The sequence below is a fragment of the Mesomycoplasma ovipneumoniae ATCC 29419 genome, from assembly GCF_028885435.1.
Lineage (GTDB): Bacteria > Bacillota_I > Bacilli_A > Mycoplasmatales > Metamycoplasmataceae > Mesomycoplasma > Mesomycoplasma ovipneumoniae.
On the sequence record NZ_CP118522.1, the window covers coordinates 641,366 to 662,277 of the forward strand.

At 30.7% G+C, this 20,912-nt stretch carries 8 protein-coding genes and 1 pseudogene; all 9 read right to left on the minus strand.

The window, feature by feature from the left end:
* Positions 1-126: 126 nt before the first annotated feature.
* The 9 genes and pseudogenes from PWA39_RS02365 to PWA39_RS02405 all read right to left on the minus strand — a co-directional run bounded on the left by PWA39_RS02365 (position 127) and on the right by PWA39_RS02405 (position 20,870).
* Positions 127-9,690, minus strand: a complete 9,564-nt coding sequence (locus PWA39_RS02365) for a DUF1410 domain-containing protein (protein ID WP_274827413.1) — start codon at positions 9,688-9,690, stop codon at positions 127-129.
* A 1,079-nt stretch (positions 9,691-10,769) separates the two neighbouring features.
* On the minus strand, positions 10,770-11,975 hold the full coding sequence (locus PWA39_RS02370; protein ID WP_069099678.1) for an acetate/propionate family kinase: 1,206 nt from the start codon (positions 11,973-11,975) through the stop codon (positions 10,770-10,772).
* A complete protein-coding gene (locus PWA39_RS02375; protein WP_010321441.1) occupies positions 11,975-12,928 on the minus strand; it encodes a phosphate acetyltransferase in 954 nt (317 codons plus the stop codon). The genes PWA39_RS02370 and PWA39_RS02375 overlap by 1 nt, the downstream gene beginning before the upstream one ends.
* A gap of 252 nt (positions 12,929-13,180) precedes the next feature.
* The gene (locus PWA39_RS02380; RefSeq protein WP_274827414.1) at positions 13,181-14,950 is read right to left on the minus strand and encodes a hypothetical protein; all 1,770 of its coding nucleotides are present in this window, start codon (positions 14,948-14,950) and stop codon (positions 13,181-13,183) included.
* Complete coding sequence (locus PWA39_RS02385; RefSeq protein ID WP_075949632.1) at positions 14,922-16,427, minus strand: hypothetical protein; 1,506 nt, start codon at positions 16,425-16,427, stop codon at positions 14,922-14,924. Before PWA39_RS02385 ends, PWA39_RS02380 begins: the two co-directional genes overlap by 29 nt.
* A gap of 849 nt (positions 16,428-17,276) precedes the next feature.
* Positions 17,277-18,947 (minus strand): annotated as a pseudogene (locus tag PWA39_RS04060) (hypothetical protein).
* A gap of 49 nt (positions 18,948-18,996) precedes the next feature.
* On the minus strand, positions 18,997-19,125 hold the full coding sequence (locus PWA39_RS04065) for a hypothetical protein (protein WP_274827415.1): 129 nt from the start codon (positions 19,123-19,125) through the stop codon (positions 18,997-18,999).
* Between the two features lie 204 nt (positions 19,126-19,329).
* A complete protein-coding gene (locus tag PWA39_RS02400; protein WP_274827416.1) occupies positions 19,330-20,151 on the minus strand; it encodes a hypothetical protein in 822 nt (273 codons plus the stop codon).
* Positions 20,124-20,870: an amino acid permease gene (locus PWA39_RS02405; protein WP_274827417.1), complete on the minus strand. Its 747-nt coding sequence runs from the start codon at positions 20,868-20,870 to the stop codon at positions 20,124-20,126. Before PWA39_RS02405 ends, PWA39_RS02400 begins: the two co-directional genes overlap by 28 nt.
* Positions 20,871-20,912 lie beyond the last annotated feature (42 nt).

Here is a 20,912-nt window from a genome sequence, read left to right on the forward strand (position 1 = left end):
CTTTCAGGAACGGCAACTACAATATCCTCAGGTCTTCTACCTTTAAGATCAGTATCGCTTGAAACACTTTTGAGTTTAAATTCAAAACCAATTTTGGTTCCTGGTTGGATTCTATTTTGGGTGTTTCTATCTAAATCAATTTCAACTGTAGAAATTAGTAATTCCGGCCTTTACTAATGGAGGTTGAGCTAACTGAGTTGTAAACTCAAGATTATTTTTGTTAGGAACAGTAGCTTGGGTATCATCAAGATTTAAAGTAATTTGATTTGAAACATCAGCATCAACTGTTTTAATTTGACTAATTTTATAAGTTGTTGAAGGATAGAAATTAGTATCTTGAGCATCGGTGACTTCTTTATTATTTAGACTTGCAACAAGTGCTTTTTTGCTAGCATCGTATTCAACATTAAATTCGTATTCTTTTTCGGCTGCATTGTCACCAGTTGTTAATGGTTTACCTGCAGGGTCAAGAGCTTTAAATTTAACTTTAATTCTTTTATTATTTAGTGATCACATTTGAACTGGATCTAAATTTAGAGTTAAATTCTCAGGTGCATATTCAGGTTTAGGAGTAGCACCTGTGCTAGTATAATTTCTAGGTGCTTGGGTTAAAATAATTCTCTCAGGTGAAAGCTCAGTAAAAGGAGTTTTGAATACTTTTTCACTTGTGCTAGCTTGAGTTAATGCACCACCAGGGTTTTGTTCCAATTTAAGTCTGTAATTTTGCTCACCAAAAGGAATTTCAAGATCTTGACCTTGAAGTTTTAAAATTTTGTACTCAACATTTGGGATTAAATTGTCTAAATCATATTCGATTTCAAATCTTGATTTATCTTGAAATCTTGTAACTTGTGATTGAGTAATTAAAGTAATTGGAATTTTACTTGTTGTTTGTTGGTTTGGATCAGGTTGAATAGATAAAACAATCGGATTGTTAACAACACGCTCGAAGTTAGCAGGATCACCTTTTAATTTAATTTTTAATTTTGCACTTGTATCTTTAAGTTCAGACACAACTAAAGACTCAATAACAGTTGGAATAATAACTTCTGATTCCAATATAGGGGCATAATCTAAATTATATTGTCTTTCAGGAACGGCAACTACAATATCCTCAGGTCTTCTACCTTTAAGATCAGTATCGCTTGAAACACTTTTGAGTTTAAATTCAAAACCAATTTTGGTTCCTGGTTGGATTCTATTTTGGGTGTTTCTATCTAAATCAATTTCAACTTTATAAGGTGTTGCTGTTTTTGTCGTATCTTTTTGTACTTGTAGACTAGGAATTGTAACTATATCAGTATTATCATTTTTGTTTTTAATTTTAACTTCAAATGTTGCACCTTCTAAAAATGAATTATCATTATCAAAGTAAAGACTTACATTCCCAAAAACTTTTGATCCATCTTCTTTTTTAGGATTGAGACCTCCTGAATTTGGGGTAGAACCTGAAGCTGCAGTATTTCCTGAACCTGTATTACTTCCAGTAGTTCCGGTTTTTAAGTCTTTAACCTCTAAGTCAGCTAGGAAAATTTTTTGAACTGTTGGTGTAAATGTCAATTTTGTTGAACTAGCTAAGTTATCGATTTTAACTCCACCAATTTCAAAATTCTTAATATCGTAAGTATGGAATCTATCAAGGTTGTTTAATTTAAAAGTAACTCTTCCAGTTGTTGGGTCATATTGAGATTCGGAAATAAAACTAATTTCTGTTTGATCCGCAGCAGTTCCAGGAGCTGAACCTGCTGGTGCAGTTGCTGTAGCAGCATCTGAACGAATAATAGTAATTGTTGCAAAACTTCTTGGAATTTGTAAAAAATGTTTATTAAAATTAAATTCTAAAGTTGCTGATCTTCCGTCAGCATCTGTATTATCATCTTGAGAAAAATTAGTTCTCTCTTCATACTCAAACTGAGCTTTAGTTTCAAAAAATGGAATTTTTTGATCTCTAGGGGCATTTTCGACCTCAACTGAGTCAAATTTGGCAACTTCCATTCTATTTGGACCTAATACTGTTGCAGCTTGATTTCTGGCATCAACAGTTTTAATTCTTAAATTACGATTTGAAGTTGATAGTCTACCCGGCCCTGGAGCTGGTGAGGTAGGTTCTTTAATTGTAAATTTAGTAATTTCATAAGTTTTATTTGGGGCTAAACTAGCTTGGGCTCTAGTGTCTTTTGAATTAACATTATCAATTGTTACTCTTGAAATTGGGCCATCAGGAATAAAACTAAATTTAGTTACTGAAGGAGTTGCAGCTCTACCTGACCCGCTGGCAGATTGGTCAAGTTTTTCGGTAATTTCAAGTTCAACTTTGTGTTTGTTTCTTCAAAGATATTCGTCTTTTTCGTCAAATTGGAAAATAACATTTGCGGCCTCATCTTGATAAGCTCCAACTTGAGAAAAATTAGTAAGTCAAGCTTTTTCCCCTGGAGTTGTAAATTGACTTTTGTCAACTCTTTGGGTTTTATACTCAGAGAGTTCAATTTTTTGATCTTTATAAGCAAAAAATTCAATATTATAAAGTGAAGCTTTATTTAAATTAGTTTCAAAAGTAGCAACATAGAAATGTGAGCTGCCTCTTCCATTTCCTGAATCTGTTAATTTTTTAATTGAACTAGCTTTTCTTATTTGTTCATATTTTTTAAGAGACTCATTGTATAGTTGCACTCTAAAATTATTTCTATCACTATCTTGGTCAGATAGATCTTCTGAAGAAATAAAGTATGCATAAATTGTTGCATCAATTCCTGAAAACTTATCTTTTTCTTCAACATAAATTAACTGATCATACAAGGCAATTGGACTTGTTTGAATAATTGATGTTTCATTAATTGCCTGGTTGTTTGATCTATCAAAAGTTGCTAAAGAATTATAATTTGAGTTAAAATCAACAAGGTTTGGACTTGAAGTTGCAACACTTCTTTTTGCCCGACCAGAAGTTGAGCTTGGTTTTTGAACTAGTTCAACTTTTGTAATTTTATAATTATAAGTTTCAAATAATTTGTTTGGATCAATTGTCTTAACGTCAGTAGAAATATTTCTATTACTTTCGGGATCATTAACTTTAGCATTAAGTGTATTTGTTTGATTATCAACTCTTAGTGTTGTTTTAGCTTCCGGTATAATAAGTGTTTTTTGACCATTAGCATAATTATCTGTAAGCTCAACACTAACAGTTGAGTCAGAATTAATAATTCCATTAACAGTAGAGGTTGTTACATTTCTATTTGTCTTATCAATCCGTTGGTAAGAAACTCTGACGGTATAATTTTCTAAATATTGAGCAACTTGATCATCAAGGGTAATTTTAACATTAGCTGTTTTTTTGCTTGAATTGTAAGTTGAGTCAATTTTTTTAACACTAAAGCTAGTTGGGGTTGTTCGAAATAGTTTGTCTTCGTATTTAACTGACTGATCATCAAAGGCAATTACTTGTTCAGCATTGTTATTATCTGCATAATTAACTGAAACAATTTGGTAATAATTTAGTGTTTTTAAATTACTTGCCCTAAAAGTATATTGTGAAGTACTTGAGCCTGCTGCAGGACGACCAATTAGGTCTGCCTTATGTTCTTTACCATCGGTAATATCAATATAATGTAATTTAATTGTTGGTGATTGAGCATCTAATAATAAAGTTGAATTTAATGTAATTCTTAATTCAGCATTAGTTCCTGAAAGATTAACTTTTTCAACTGCACTAATAAATGAAGCTGTATCAAAAGTAGTCTTAACTGCAGGAGCTGGGGCAGATGAAAGTACTGTTGGATCTTGAAGCGGACTTGTTGAGATATTTACATTCAAAAAGTTAGTATTAGCTAAGGTTGCTGGTGAATCAGCAGGAGTACCTGCTGGAGCCGGAGCCGCCGGAGAACCCGCCGGAGCAGCTGCTTGACCCGAAGCTTGAGAACCATCTTGGAATTGGCTAGCTGTCGAAGAAGAACTGTCAAAAACACTAAGACTACGACGTGAACGAGCCAAAGGAACAAGATTTGAAGACTGACTTGCTGAGTGTGTTTTGGTTGAGTCAGTTGAAGTTACTGTGTTTAGCGGGAAGAATTTAACTACTTTTTGGTTTGCATCAACATCCGGAATAAATTCAAGCTTTGAAATTTCAAAACGACTTCCTACCGGAACTTTATTTGCTAAGTTATCTTTATTAATTCTGAAAACAGCAAGACCATCTTGGTCAACAGTTGTCTCAACACTAAGATCAGGATCGTCGGCACCAGCGGCTTGGAATTTTTTAAATGTTAGTCTAACTTTATTGTTAACTAAAAATCAGTTTTTATTAATATCAAAAACCATTCTTAGAACCGCACCATGACGTTTAAATTCAGTTTGGGCAATATAATTAGGAGTAACATCCCGTGCTGTTGTTGCAAATTCTTTTTGGTCTTCAGTTAGAGTATTTAAAAATCCAAGGCGAACGCCATTGACAAAAATATCAACAATTGAATAAACTGTATATTTTTCTAAATCTTCTAATAAAAATTTAACAGTAGCCACGTTTTTTGCTTCATCAAAACTAATTTGAGCACCTGCCTGAGAAATTGCTCCAGTACGATTTGACTTTACAACTAATTTAATGTCTGAAGAAGCACTAGCAGCTTTAGGCCCGCTGACATAATCTTTGAAAAATTGTTTTGGATCTTTAATTTTAAGCTCAATACCAGCTTGAGTATCAGTTAAATTAGTCTGCTCAAGGGTTAATTGAGGCTGTGTTGCTTTTAATTCTTGTTCCAATAAAGTTTTGTCAATTTTAATTTCAGAAATTAAAGACTTTGTTGAAAAGAGTTTTTTGTGTTTGTCTTCAACTTCAGTTTTGTCAAATACTACATTAATATTGTTTGCAACTGGACTTGCCTCAGGAGCTTGACGCCGAGTGCGACGAAGTGAACGAGTATTGCGAACTTGTACTTTTTTGGATAGTTTTAGTCCTTTAACTTCATAAGTGCTTGCCTCATCAAGACCGTCAATTGTAAAAATTACTTGGTTATTTGAAACAGTAACTTTGCTTGATTTTTTAACTTCAGTGTCTTTGGTTTTTAGAACATATTCAAGTTCAGCTTCAAATTGATCATTTAAAATATCATCATTAACTGAGTCAAAAAAGACTGTAAGTTCAACACTTGTCTCATTAACATCAACATAAGAAATATTTTTAACACTAACAGTGGTTAATTGAGTTACAAATGTCTTAGGTTGATCAACTATATTTGCTGCAAAAGGAATTGAATAAATACCATTTGGCCGAACAACAGAAATTGAGCTAACTTCATATTTTGTTAGTTTTTCTAGATTATTATTAAATTCAAATTCAACTGAAGCAGAAGTTTCAGCTTTTTGGCCAGCAACTGACTCTCTAGCATTAATTTTTGCTGAAGCCAGTACTATTTTTCCAGTTAGTTTGTTAATTAATGTTAATGTTGCAAGCTGGTCTTTTTTTAGTTTTAGCAGTTCATTATTTGAGTTAGAAAATTCAACTTTAATTTTTGCTGACTGTTGTTTGTCAATGTTGGTTGTTGAATCAACCGGGTTAAATTCAATTTTTGAGACAACAACGTCAGTTGCAAATTTTAGAGTTTTTTGGTTTGAATCAGCTGTAATTTCAGCAGATTTTGCACCACTTTGGGCTAGAAAATCATTAACTATTTTAAATTTAGGACCGCTTGATTTATATTGATCATTTGTTTTTACATCTTGTTTGTTTGCCAAACTTAAAAGGGCAATTTTAAAGTCTTTACCTTCAGCAAGACTGTCAAAAACAATCTCAGCTCTTAGCCGTCCATCGTCTAGTTTTTGAATTGTAACTGTTTTTTTAGTGTTGGTTGTTGGACTTTGAGCCAAAGCATCAACGGTAACTAGTTGAGCTACCGGATCACCATCTTGCTTAATTTCAACGTCAATACTTTTACCGGCTAAATAAGCATCTCTGATTGGGTCAAAATAAATTTCGGCCTTAACTGAGTTTTGTTTAATATCTGAATAGACAAGATTTTTAATTTCAATGCTGTCAACATTTACAACAAAAGTCTTAGTACTATCATCTTTAAAATTACTCTCATCTTTAAAAATTAAATAATCAGGACGAGAATAGTCATTTACTGAAACTAGTTCGTATTTTGCTGCTCGATCAAGATTTGAAAAAGTAAATTCAGCTTCAACTTGGCCGGTTTGATCAGCTTTTTCTGTTGCTGTTGCACTTGAGGCTACAATTGCACCTGTTTGGGTGTTTTTTATTAAAAGGGTTAGCTGTTTTTGTTGGCTAGCAACTTTTTGCAACAATAATTTTTGGGCATCGGCAAAAGTTAGCTTTACTTTCACAGTTTCGTTTGCATTTGAAGTTACTTGGAAAGTCTTTAGCTCAGGAGATGAGTAGAATTTTTCAGACTGGATACTTGTTTTTTCAAGATCTGGGTTGTAATTGTCAACACTTTTTTGGAATAAAAAGCCAACAGAAGTTTGAATATCTTTATTTTTTGTCTCGTTAGTAATACTTAAAATTGAATATTCTGAACCAGCCTCAACCTGTTGGTCAAAATTTAATTTTAGTACTAAGTTTTGGTCTACAGTCCCACTTGCCTCAACAGTTTTATTGTCTTTTGAGTTCTGAAGAACAACTTTGATACTGTCCCCGCTTAAAAAGGTATCGCTAACTGGATCAAATGATAACTCGGCTGCTATTTTATTATGAGACTGGGCAGTTTGGACTACTTTGATAATTTTTGCCGTACTTGCTACGGTTGCAAAATTACGCTGCTGGGCAGCTTCATCTTTTAATTGCTCGTTAAATTCAATTTTTTGGCCGTCAAGCAAAATCTCACTAACTGTATAGTGGCTTAATTTGTCAAGATTTTGAACATCAAATTCAACTTTGTTAAGTCCGTCTTCATATTTAATTTCATCAGCCTGAGCTGAGGCAACCGTTCCGGTTGCGTTATTTTTAAGGAAAATAACGGCTTTTTTTAGTGAAGAATTTGCTCTTTTATTGTAGTTTGGATCTTTTGTGGTAAAATTAACTGTCAATTTTGCACTGTCTTGAGTAGGCTCAGCTGAAATTGAAGCTATATCACTTAGGGTATAAAAATGAGGTAAGTCATCAGTTTCATTTTGGTTTAGGTCAATAAATTTATACTCTAAATTATTAAAAGCCTCGTCTTGGCCTGGGGCTGGATCTAATTTGAAAAAAGTATATTTTTTTCCAGGACTAAGTTTGTCTAATTTAACTGAAAGGATGTTATTGCTAAGAACTGAATATTCAGGAGTTGAATTTTGATCTAAAGGTTGAGATTTAATTTCTTGGCCGTCTTCAGATTTAAAAATTGCATTAAATCTTTTACCATTTAAATAACGGTTGAAATTTGGATCAATATAAATTGAAGCACGAGCACTTTTTAGATCGATTGACTCAAAGTTTGCCCCGATTATTTTAACTTTTTGGAAACTAGTTGTAAATCTTGCATTTAAGTCAAGAATTCCTTCAGAACTGAAAAAATCAGTTTTTCCGAGTATTTCAACATCAGCAACTTGGTATTGAGTCTTAGGATCAAGATCTTTAAGATCAAAATACATAACAAGCTTGTCGTCTTGTAACTCGTGCCGAGTTGGACTAATACCAGCAGCTCCTGTCTGACTAACAGGAACTGAATTTTTCAAGTTAGCAAGATTTAAATTAATTGTTTCTGTTAGATTAGTAAAGCCGGGCTGACCAAAGACGATTTTGGCATTTAAGTCTAGATTTGCTTCTTGAATGTTTTTAAAGTCTCCATTAATTGTTACCTTGGCAACTGCACTTGTCTGGTCAACACTTTCAAAGCTAATGTCTGAAACATAATATTTGACAAAAAACTCGTCCAGCGGTAAGTTTTGCTGTGTTTTTTTGTTAGGATCAAAATTGATTGCTACAGCAACCTCTGGATAGTCAGAAATGACAATTTTTTCAAGTTTATAAGTTGTTGAGCTCTCAAAGTTTTCAAGCTCAAATTTAATTTCTGAACCCTGAGGAATGCTTGCTTTTGATTTATAGACTTTTTGGGGCTCATCTTTTTTGTGATAGTATAAATAAAGCTCTTTGTCGTTTAAAAAAGATGAATCAAGACCAAAGCCAAAAGTGTATTCAACTTTTGAGGCAAGAATTTTTGGCTCTAATTTAATAAAAGTCTTTAAATCTGAAATTGAAGTAATAAAATTACGACTTGCTGAGCCAGTCTCGAGACTGTTGTCTCAGGCCAAATTTAAATAATCATAGCCATCTCTGTTTTTGGCAAAAACAGAATTTGGACTTAGACTGTCAAAAAACAACTCTGCTAAGACCGTATTTTGTTTTATTGGTCAGCCCCCTTTGGCTCAAAAACTAATTTGGTAAGAATTTGTCTCGCTAGTTTTTCTAAAAACACCGCTAACTGGCAAAAGTGAATTATCGTCTAAATATAAATGCGCTTTTGTTCCTTCTAAATTATCAACTGAGACAACAGATAAGTCAACTTTAGAAAAAGTCGCACCGGTTGCAATTTTTGACTCAACAATTGCCGCTGGGGTATGAAAGTTTTTAATGAAAGTTTGGCCAAATTCAACTTTTGAAGACTCGAGCTCAAAATTCTCGATTTGATAAGAAGAACCTGGAGCTAAATTGTTTAGGTCAAAGCTTGCTAAATTAGCGGCAAAAAATGAACTTACACTAAATTTTTGGCCTGTTAAAATATTTGTATAGTTTAGTTTTATTGGCTTGTTTTCCAAATTAGGGCTTGAGTCCAGAGTTGAAAAATTAACTGTAAGTCTTTTTGAGTCAAAACTTAAGTTTTGGTCAATCAAAGAATCAGCGCGATAATTATATTTGCCGGTTGTTGCTTCAAAAAGTTTTTCTTTTTGGGCGTCTTGTTCGTAGTTAATCTGTGGAGCTAGGGCAATTTTTTGCATTGGCACAAGCGGAATATCACTAGCTGGGGCAGAACTGTCAACATAACGAATTGCACTAATTTTATAATCCATTCCCGGGTGAAGATTTTCCAAACTAAACTCAGCCACTCCGTTTTTAACGGTTGCTGAATCAACATAAGAAGTGTGAATTTCCTGGGAATTGCTGAGCACATCAGTGGGTGCTGATTGATTTTTTAGGACATAATAATACTCTAGGGCAACTTTTTTACCCTCAAGATTAGCAGCCTCGTCGGCAAATTTTAGTGAAACTGAGGCACTAGAAGGAGTTTTGGTTTGAAAATTAATTGTTGAAACTGCAGGCGGAGTATCGACAAAATTTGTAACATTTTGACCAAAGGCAATTACTTTTTTGGCAGAAAATCTTTTTTGCTTTTTATCATCAAGATAAACTTTTAGATAGTATCTTTTTCCAAAACTAAGACCGTTATAATTTGAAGATAGCCTCCAAGTTCGACTAAATTCATCATAAATGGCTTTGTGTGAAACAATTACGTCTTTTCCTTGCTCATCAACTGTAAAGTCAACATTTAAATCTTGATAATTTAGTTTGTATGAATCTAAATCACTTAGGGCAAATTCAAGTTCATAACCAATATTATCACGATTAATATGTTTAAAATCAACAATATTATATTGAAGTGTATTTCAAGACTTTAAAAGGAAAGGAAGAAAACTGAGTGAACCAATACTAAGACCACCAAAGGCAAGCAGTGAAAGTATGATTGCACGTTTTTTAGTTGCTTTCATTAATTTTTCTCTTTTTTTGTTAGATTTTCAGCCATAATTACTCCTCTTTTTATATAATACAGATTTTGTTTTAATTTACCTGTTTTTTGTCTATTAATGACAAAAAACAAAGCTTGAAATTATTTCAACTTTGTTTCTTTAAATAAAAAATAGATAGGTAAAATAAATTTTAGACTTTACTAGATATTTCAATAGTATGTCTTAATTATACCAAAATATTTTAAGATCTAAAGAAAATAAAAAAATATTTTTAGTAATTAAACATTTTAATAGAATATCTCGATAAGTATGACCTTATTATACCAAAATACTTTAAGATCAAAATAAAAAGTAAATAAAAAATATTTTTAGTAATCAAAGATTTTAGGCAAAAATTAATCAGCAAAAAAATTTTTAAAAAATGTTTGGTCAAAAATAAAATTATGTTATAATAAACTTCGCTAAGAATAATTAATAAATTTTGATATTGAATTAAGGGGGACTTGATTATGTTTTTTGTCTAAAAAATCAGACATTGCGAATTATCCATTATATTTTTAAATATGATGGAATGCCTTAAATTTACCCGTTTAGAAATCTATAAATTTAGGGCTTTTGGTTATGGCTCTTTCAAAACTTCACATATTTTTTAGGCTCGCTGCAAATAAAAACGAGTTTTCTATTTGCATTGAGTTTAAATAGTAGTTGTATTTTTTTATGGTTTTGTTATTGTATCCATAAATTGATTTTTTGCAGTGTTTTAAACTAAAAAAGCAGTTTAAAAATTTCAAATTTTGCTTTTTAAGTTAAAATTTTAGCTTTTTTAGTTTGCCTTATTTTATTAATAAGTAGATTTTGCATTCATGAGTGTTAGATTTAAAATTTAGTGTTTTTTCCTTGATAGTTATTTTTCCTGAGTTTGACAAAAAAGTTAAAAAGTGCCCAAAAACCGGACACTTTTTAAGATTATTTATCAAACAGGAAACTCGCCAAAATTAATAACACAAAAATTTTTAAAAAAATGCTTGGAGCAAAATAAAAATATTGTATAATCTCAATACTTTGGTTTTATTATGGGTTCTTTCAAAACTTAATAAAGGTTAGTTTCAAACTTTGAGCGCATTTTTTGCTATTAACAGTTCTTCGTTTGTTTTGATTACGAAAATGTCAAGATCTGATTCTGGTGCTGAAATTTTTTCAATAGCGCCAAATTCTGGAATTGGTCTTGAATTTAGTTCTTGATCAAGAACTAAATTCAACTTTGGTAATTGAATTTTTGCAATTACCAAAGCGCGAATTAGTGCTGAATTTTCGCCTACTCCACCGGTAAAGACTAAAGCTTTAATGTTTTTACCAACCTTGTTAATGTAATTAATTAGATAGTCGACAATTTTTTGCACATAAACTTCAAGGGCAAAACTTGCATATTGATTACCGTTGTCTGCAGCAGAAATCACATCCCGAAGGTCAGAAGAAACGTTTGAAAGTCCTAAAAGTCCTGATTGTTTGTTTAAAAGTGTGTCTAAATCAGTGAAGGAAAAATTAGCTGTTGTGCCTAGGTAGGTTAAAATTGAGGGGTCTACATCGCCGCTTCGGGTTCCCATGGCAACACCTGCAAGTGGCGTCATTCCCATTGAAGTATCAACTGAAGCCGAATCTTTAACAGCACACAAAGAAATCCCATTCCCAATGTGCATGTTTACAAAATTAACTGAATCAGAATTATAGATTTTTTCAACTTGTGTTGTTATATATTTGTGAGAAATGCCGTGAAATCCGTATTTTCTTATTCCGTACTTGTTTGCTATTTGGGAATTAATTGGATATGTGTAATTAACTTTAGGGATACTTGCGTGAAAAGCGGTGTCAAAACTTGCTGATAATTTTGCTCAAGGAAGTAATTTTTTGATAGCGCTAATAGTTGCAAGCGCCCCTGGATTGTGCAAAGGCGCAAATTTTGCAGCTTCTTCAATTTTTTCTATTGCTGAATCATCAAGGCGAGCTGGAGCATTAAAACTTGCGCCCCCGTGAACAATTCGAAATCCAACAAGCTCAAATTCTTCTAGGTTTTGGACTAAATTATTGTCTTTTCAAAGTTGAATTTGACTCTCTAAGGCATCGGAATGAGTTGGAAAATCTTTGCTCAAGTTGTAGCTTTTTCCGTCAAATGTCATTTTGATTTTGCCTTCTTGAAGTCCGATTCTTTCGATTAGTCCAACTCCGAGCAAATCTAATGTATCTTTTTCAAAAATTTGTCATTTAATTGAGGATGAACCAGCGTTTATAACTAAAATTTTACTCTTCATTATTTATCCTTTTCAACTTGAAGTGCGCTAATTAGTGCGGTGTAAAAAACATCTTCAACCGTTGCTCCACGTGATAAGTCATTAATAGGAGCAGCGATTCCGGTGATTATTGGTCCTATTGCCCCAAAGCCACCAAGTCTTTGAGCAATTTTGTAGCCAATATTTCCAGCATCAAGATTTGGAAAAATTAAAACATTCGCATTTGTAGCAACATTTTCACCATATTTTTGGCGACGTACTTTATAGTCAAGAGCTGCATCTAGTTGAATTTCACCATAAGCTTCAATTGGTGAGGTTGCATTGAACATTTTTACAGCTCTAGATACGGCATCAGATTGAGGTGATTTGGCTGATCCTTTTGTTGAAAATGATAAAAAGGCTGGTTTAGGGTCAAATCCAAGTTGAATTGCAAAGTCAAGTGCGTTTTTAGCGATATCAGCTAATTGAGTTTCGTTTGGTAAAATATTTACCGAAATATCACTAAATAAGTATTTTTCATCACCTCGATGCATTATCATTACGGAAGAAATTGTTTTAATATCTGGTTTTGGTCCGATAATTTTGAATGCAGCACGAAGAATTTCTGCAGTTGGATAATTAAGCCCGCCTATTACAGCGTCAACTTTTTTGTTTCGAAGAAGCATTGTCCCGTAAAATGCATTAGAATCAAATTGGGCGACAGCTGATTCTAATGTTTCCTTGTTTTTACGGATTTTTAAAAATTGCTGTATAAAAGTTTGTTTTTCTTCTTCGTCAACTAAATATTGGTCGATTTCAAGATTCTCATATAATTCGTCAACAAGTAAAATTGGTCTAACTAAATTTTTAGCTTTTAATTGCTGAGCGGCTTGAATTGCCCGTTCATCATGTCCGTCAATAATTAAAACTGAACGTAGACTTTTAGTTTCATTTTGTTGTTTTAGTCGTAATTCAAGATAATTTTGGTATGTCATTTTTTCCTTTCAAAGGTCAGTTTTGATCAACTAGATTTAATTTTACAAAATTTTTTTTATTTTACTAAAAAAAAGATCAATAAATTAGTGGAGAATAACTAGTTATTTTAATTTTTCTATTAGTTTGGCAAAAAAATATATTTCAAGAACATATATTTCAAATAAATAAGAATTTAAAAAATGAAAGTTAAGAATTTTAAAAATAAACTTAAATCTTTTGTCTTTAAATTCATTAATTAACAAAAAGATCTACTATTTCCCTTTTATCTCAATAAATTTTTTGCTTTTATAACCACGAAAATCTACTCTTGCAATTTCATCATAATATTCAGTTCAATCATTAGAATCCCAAGAAAAGAGAGCGTGTTCTTGTAAAATTAATTCTTTTTCTTGTTGACTATATAAATTAGTATTTTCTAGAAAGTCTGTAAAATACCCAAATTCATGGTCTGTTCCTTTTAGAAATTTATTCAACGCATCCCGATATAAAATTAATTCTTCCATAGATGATCCAATCACATTTTTAGTTAAATTATTTTGCCTTGGTGATCTAGAAACATAGAACTCCGGATCCTTACCATCACGCAGAAAAATATCTTGTTCAAGTTTGACTAATTTTTGTTTGAAATAATATTTTAAAATTTCGTATTTACCTTGATAAATATCATCATACAAATTTGAATGGCCAATTCAGTAATAAATTTTTTCACCATCAACATTCAATAAAATGAAATTTTTCAATGCAATTGGCAAAATTCATGCATCGCCTGCTCCATAGGCAGGGTAGTAATATGGTTGAAATCAAAAAACTGGCTTTTTTGAGTCAAATTGGGAAATTATTTCATCAAAAAGCCCATATTCTTGCCCGTCAAAGTAAAAAATTTCGAAATTTTCAGGTTTTAATTTTGCTCAGCTTGGCAGAATATAAAAATCAGGTGTATCGGGATAAAAATCTAGTTCTTCAATTCAATATTTTGGACCAAATAAAATTTGCAACAAATAGATTAATTCGATTTTATTTGTCCAATTATTCGCATGATCATAATAAGTTTGGCCGTCTTTGCCAAAAAGTTTAATGCAATATTTTCGATATTCTGGACCAAATTTATCAAATCAACTAAGAATAAATTTATCGCGATTTTCAATGTTTAAATTAAGCTTTTTAATCCCGTATTTTTCAAATTTTTTAAGCAAATTTTCATAAGTTTCAAAAGTAAATACATTTTGAATTGGTTCGATTTGGGTTCTTTCGTCAAGATTATAATTCTCTTTTAATAACAAATTGTAGATATTTTCTACATTTTGTCCTAAATATGCTTTATTTATATCTACAAACTCTGAATTATATTCATATCTATTTGATAAAAAATCAAAGATTTTTTCGTGGTAATTTGCTAAATTTTTTGGCTCTGCATAAGGAACACTTTCCTGAATTTCCTTAATAATTAGAGCTTCAATTTCTCTTAATTTGGTTTTTGATTTAAATATTTTTGAAAATACAGCCGGATAAGAAATTGAAAATTCGCATTTTCCAATATTATCAAAGTTTTCAAAGACAACAACAACCTCTTCAAAACCTTTACCATCGTGCAAGGTATATGAAGGATAAAGTTCAGAGATAAGATCAAGATTTTCTTTTCCATTTTTAACACAATATTCATTGTTTGATCAACCACCAATTAAACACCTAATATCATTATAAAAAGCAAATTTATTGAGTTTTTTGGAAAAAAACACACTTTTTGGAATATCTTCTAGTTTTAAATTATAAACATAATCTTCTTGTTTATAATTTAAACTAATAATTCTTTCAATTGGATTAGGATTGAAGCGCTCGGAAAGGTAATTGTACAAAAAAATTGGAAATGGAAAATCATCATCATATTTACAATCAAGCGTTAAATTAACATCGTCCTCAATCATGTTTCGAATCGAACAACGACTTTTAATATTAATTTCTATATATTTTAGTTTAATTAATTGTTTTTTTGCCTTAGTTACTAAATCTAATTGCTTCTCCATATAAAAAATGCGCCTTTTCAACATTTAACATTTTTTCTCTTGGTATAAATTCATTCTCTTCGAATTTTCCTTCTATCATTCTTGCTCTCCTTACATGATAACTGGGAAAATATATTTTTATGTATGATGGTATTTTTTTATTTTTATTTTTATTTGTATTTGTATTTTTATTTGTATTTTTATTTGGATCATCAATATCAAACACATTTTTAGGGTCAGCTCAATCAATAGCATCACTAGCTAGGCCTTCTCCAACAACAAAGCGATCTTTAGCAAAACCGATATCTTTATTTAAATTATTAGTTGGATCTCATGACCATCTATTTCCCACTATCAAATTTGCTGTATATTTTGTTTTTTCAGCCAAACTCTTCATAACAGATTGATTATATGAATAAAAATCAATAGGTGAATTTAGTTTGTTATCCATATTTTTACGGTCTCCTTTATTTTTATTCATTTTATCTTTTACTGAACTAGGCAGCAAGCTATTAATAATAATTTTGGTTAATTCTGATTGGGCTAGCAAACTTCCAACAGCTAAAAGTCAGGCAGCAGGTTCTGGAATTGCTTGTTCACTAATAACAAAATAAGGTTCTAACTCTTCATTGTGAAAATTAAAAAATCAGGCAGGATGGATTCCAGTGTATTGTCTTAATTTTCACTTATCTTTTGCTTTTACAATAGAAAGTTCTAAAGTCGCTATATTTGCTATTTCTTTAATGCTAGGCTCACCTTTTGCTTTTGGCAGTTTATCTAAGTCAACCACAATTGAGCTTTCAGTTCTTCAAGTAACAGGGTTATTATTAGTTGGCTCATGAACAGGGGTATAATCATCTGACGAATAGTAACTTTCACGGTTCCCAAATCATCTACCTACATCATCAACAACCTTTGGAAAAGTTTCCACAACTACCGCAGCAGCTGTGGAAACTGCTACTGCGGCAATGGCAGCTGCGACAGCATTTGAAATAAATGGAATAAAAGGCAAGAGGAAAAAGAAGGTTTTTTCAACTCGAGTTTGATTTTTAAGCTCTCTAAAGTCAAAAACATAACCTTCTAATTTTAGTTTTGGTATACCTTCTTCAAAATAGAGTTCAGCTTTTTTGTTAACAAATTCAAGTGAAGCACTATTTAAAATTACCTCACCTTCTTGATTAATTTGAATCTGAATATCATCTAGATTAGGTGAGTCTGAATTAGTGCTTGTTTTGTTTAGATGTGTTTTGGCTTTTTTAATATTTGCATTAATAACAAGCGAATTTTGTTGGTTTTTAGTTGAAACAATTTGGACAAAATCATCAAAATTTACCGGTTTTTTTGAATTTAATAGATTTATATCACGTGTTTCAAGTTTAAAGTCTGAATAGGTTTTTGTATTTTGAAAATGTCAAAGCGGACCAAAAACGCTTAGTGTCAGTGAAGTGAAAGCGAAAATATTAGTGATAAACTTAAAAAACTTTAATTTTTTCTTCATGTTTTTGACTTTTTTCAATTAAATTTATTAGTATTAAAATTTTAACATATACTAAAAACTTTTTAGGAAAAATACCTAAAAAGATTGTATTTTAAAAGAATAAGTTATTATGTTAATCAATTGCTAAAAATAAATTACACTAAAATTCAGACACATTTCCTGAGTTTGCCAATTTAATGGCAAAAATTCACTTTTTATTGAATATAAATTTGCAAAAATACCGGTAAATCCTTGTCTTTTGACCTAAAATCTTAATTTTTATTGTTTTAAAATTGATCTTTTGCAAAAAAAAAAAAAAATGCTTGGTCAAAAATAAAGTTATGTTATAATCAACCTTACTAAGAATAATTAATAAATTTTGATATTGAATTAAGGGGGAATTAGTTATGTTTTTGCCATAAAAAAATCAGAAAATGCGAATTATCCATTATATTTTTAAATATGATGGAATGCCTTAAATTTGACCGTTTAGAAATCTACAAATTTAAGGCTTTTAATTATTGTTCTTTCAAAACTTCATATGTTTTTTTAGGCTCAATGTAAGTAAAAACGAGTTTTCTATTAACATTGAGTTTAAATAGTAGTTGTATTTTTTTATGGTTTTTGTCAGTGTTTTAAACTAAAAAGCAGTGTTTAAAAATTTCATAATTTTGCTTTTTTAGTTAAAACACTAGCAAAAATTAAGACAGAGGGTTGAATTTAACACTTCAAAGCAGCATTTTTGCAAATAAACATAAATTCAACTGATAAAATTGCTATTTTTAAATAGATAAAAATGAAAAACAGGTTATGAATTTTAAAAATAAACTTAAATCTTTTGTCTTTAAATTCATTAATTAACAAAAAGATTTACGATTCACCTTCTATCTCAAGATATTTTTTACTTTTATAACCGCGAAAATCTACTCTTGCAATTTCATCATAATATTCTGTTCTATCATCATTATCTCAAGAAAAGAGAACGTGTTGTTGTAAAATTAATTCTTTTTCTTGTTGGCTATATAAATTAGTATTTTCTAGAAAGCGTCTAAAATACTCAAATTCATGGTCCCTTTCTTTTAGATATTTATTCAACGCATCCCGATATAAAATTAATTCTTCCATAGATGATTCAATCACATTTTTATCTAAATCAATTTGCCTTGGTGATCTAGAAACGAAGAAGGCCGGATCATTGCCGTCACGCAAAAAAATATCTTGTTCAAGTTTGACCAATTTTTGTTTGAAATAATATTTTAAAATTTCGTATTTACCTTGATAAATATCATCATACAAATTTGAATGGCCAATTCAGTAATAAATTTTTTGACCATCAACATACAATAAAATGAAATTTTTCAATGCAATTGGCAAAATTCATGCATCGCCATCCCCATAGGCGGACTTGTAATATGGTTGAAATCAAAAACTGGCTTTTTTGAGTCAAATTGGGAAATTATTTCATCAAAAAGGCCATATTCTTGTCCACCAAGGTAAAAAATTTCGAAATTTTCAGGTTTTAATTTTGCTCAGCTTGGCAGAATAAGAAAATCAGGTTCATCAGGATAATAAAAATCTAGATCTTCAATTCAATATTTTGGACCAAATAAAATTTGCAACAAGAAGATTAATTCGATTTTATTTGTCCAATTATTCGCATGATCATAATAAGTTTGGCCGACTTTAGCAAAAAGTTCGATGCAATACTTTCGATATTCTGGACCAAATTTATCAAATCAACTAAGAATAAATTTATCGCGACTTTCAATGTTTAAATTAAGCTTTTTAACCCCGTATTTTTCAAACTTTTTAAGCAAATTTTCATAAGTTTCAAAAGTAAATACATTTTGAATTGGTTCGATTTGGGTTTCTTCGTCAAAATTATAATTCTCTTTTAATAACAAATTGTAGATATTTTCTACATTTTGTCCTAAATATGCTTTATTTATATCTACAAACTTTGCGCCATATTCATATCTATTTGATAAAAAATCAAAGATTTTTTCATGGTAATTTGCTAAATTTTTTGGCTTTGCATAAGGAACACTTTCCTGAATTTCCTTAATAATTAAAGCTTCAATTTCTCTTAATTCGGTTTTTGATTTAAATATTTTTCAAAAAATAGCCGGATAAGAGATTGAAAATTCGCATTTTCCAATATCATCAAAGTTTTCAAAGACAACAACAACCTCTTCAAAACCTTTACCATCGTATGAATCACATGAAGAATAAAGTTCAGAGATAAGACGAAGATTTTCTTTTCCATTTTTTCACAATATTCAATGTTTGCTCAACCGCCAATTAAACACCTAATATCATTATAAAAATGAAAATTATTGAGTTTTTTGGAAAAAAACGCACTTTTTGGGATATCTTCTAGTTTTAAATTATAAACATAATCTTCTTGTTTATAATTTAAACTAATAATTCTTTCAATTGGATTAGGATTGAAGCCGTTGTTAAGGTAATTGTATAAAAAATTGGAAATGGAAAATTATCATATTTACAATCAAACGATAAATCAACATCGTCCTTAATCATGTTTGGAATTGAACAGCGACTTTTAATATTAATTTCTATATATTTTAGTTTAATTAATTGTTTTTTTGCCTTGGTTACTAAATCTAATTGCTTCTCCATATAAAAAATGCACCTTTTCAACATTTAACATTTTTTCTCTTGGTATAAATTCCTTCTTATCGAATTTTCCCTTTATCATTCTTGCTCTCCTTACATGATAACTGGGAAAATATATTTTTACGTATGATGGTAAACCAGGACACTTTTTTAAGATTATGTCATCAAACTGGGAAACTTGGGAGGCACATTTTTGCAAGCAAACATAAATTTAACTAACAAAATTACTATTTTTAAATAAATAAAATGAAAAAAGGTTAAATAAATTTCTCAATAGATTTGATTTTTATTCAGCTTTTTCAATTTTAGCTGAGTCAAAATTATCAAACAAATCAAATTTATCAACTTTAGAAATTAAGAAGTAATTAATATAAGGGAAAGAAACAAATATTAATATTTGTGTAATAAAAATTAGAAAACTACCAATATTTGTAAGCATTAAACCATTATCAGCAAAAACTCCAGCACCAGAAGAAGAATGAGCTTGTGTTGCAACGGCATAAATTTGTGAATAAATAAAGGCGGCAACGGCAATTAGAATTAAACTTGAAGAAATTATTGCTGAAATTCAATATAATTTTGGGTTAATTTTACGCTCAATTGAATTAGGATACTTTATTTTTTTGCGTGAATAGGCGACAATAATTGCCATATATACACCAAAGAAAATTAGTGAAGGGAAATTGGACATCGAATCAACAATAACATCACTACCAAATCCAATTCCTGTTCCATCTTTTTTTGGAAGTTTAATGGCTAGCGAAGGAATATAAATAACAAGCGCCCAAAACACTAATGTAATAAAAAGATAAAAAATTGTAACTTTTTCGTTAGAATATTTCTTTTTTAAACTATGAGCGCCAACAATTGCATTTAATTTTACAAGATCTCTAACTTGATTTACAAATGCAGCATTTAAAGAATTAGCTACACCGTATGTTGAAATCAAAAGGAAAACAGCAACAAAAATAGTAATACCACGGGCTGCATTAGCCGGGAAAACGTCACTAATTAGACCTGAAATTGTTCCCTTATTATGCAGCGCTGATGATAAACCAATAAGAGTGTAAACGCTAGCAATTAAAATCATCCCCACTGTAATAATCAAAGGGACTCTTTTACTTGCTTTTTGAACTTTATTATGAATTGAACCAACTGAAAGAAATGAATCATAAGCAAACAAAACCGCTGGAAGTGCAAGCCTAATTTTGAAAAATCAAAACTATTTTTTTCAGTTACTACAAAAGCACTAGAACCACCGGCATTATGAGTTGTTGGAAAAAAAATCCCAGCAAAGACGGCAATAATTAATGGAACAAATTTTAAAACTGTTGAAACAAGTGCAACATATCCGGAAAATTTAACAGAAACATAATTTGTTGTTACAAACAAAATAGTAAAAAAAGCACCTAATAATATATGCGCCCAAAACGGAAATGAAAAACTAGAGCCACTAGCTGTCTGAAAAAACCAAATTGTAATTTCAGACGAAAATATTCCCAAAATTAGGCTTAGCATTCCTAAATAATAAAATCCGTAACTAAATAAGACAAAATAACCACTTTTTTTACCACCAATTTGGTAAGACCAGTTTGCTAGCCCATTTAGTTTGGTTTGTTTCAAAAAGCTAATTTCAGAAAAACTAATTGCAGCAAAAAGCGAAATTATTCCTCCAACAATTCAAGCAAAAAGTCAAGCATAACCATTATTATTAGTGGTTTGGGCGATGCTATTATTTTTGAAAAAAATTCCGATTCCGACAACTGAGCCAACGAGCATTGATAAGGCTGCAAAAAAACCAAGTTTTCGGGCGCTTTGAATTTTCATGAGATTCCTTTTTTTGATTAATTGTAAGTTGATAAAATTTTA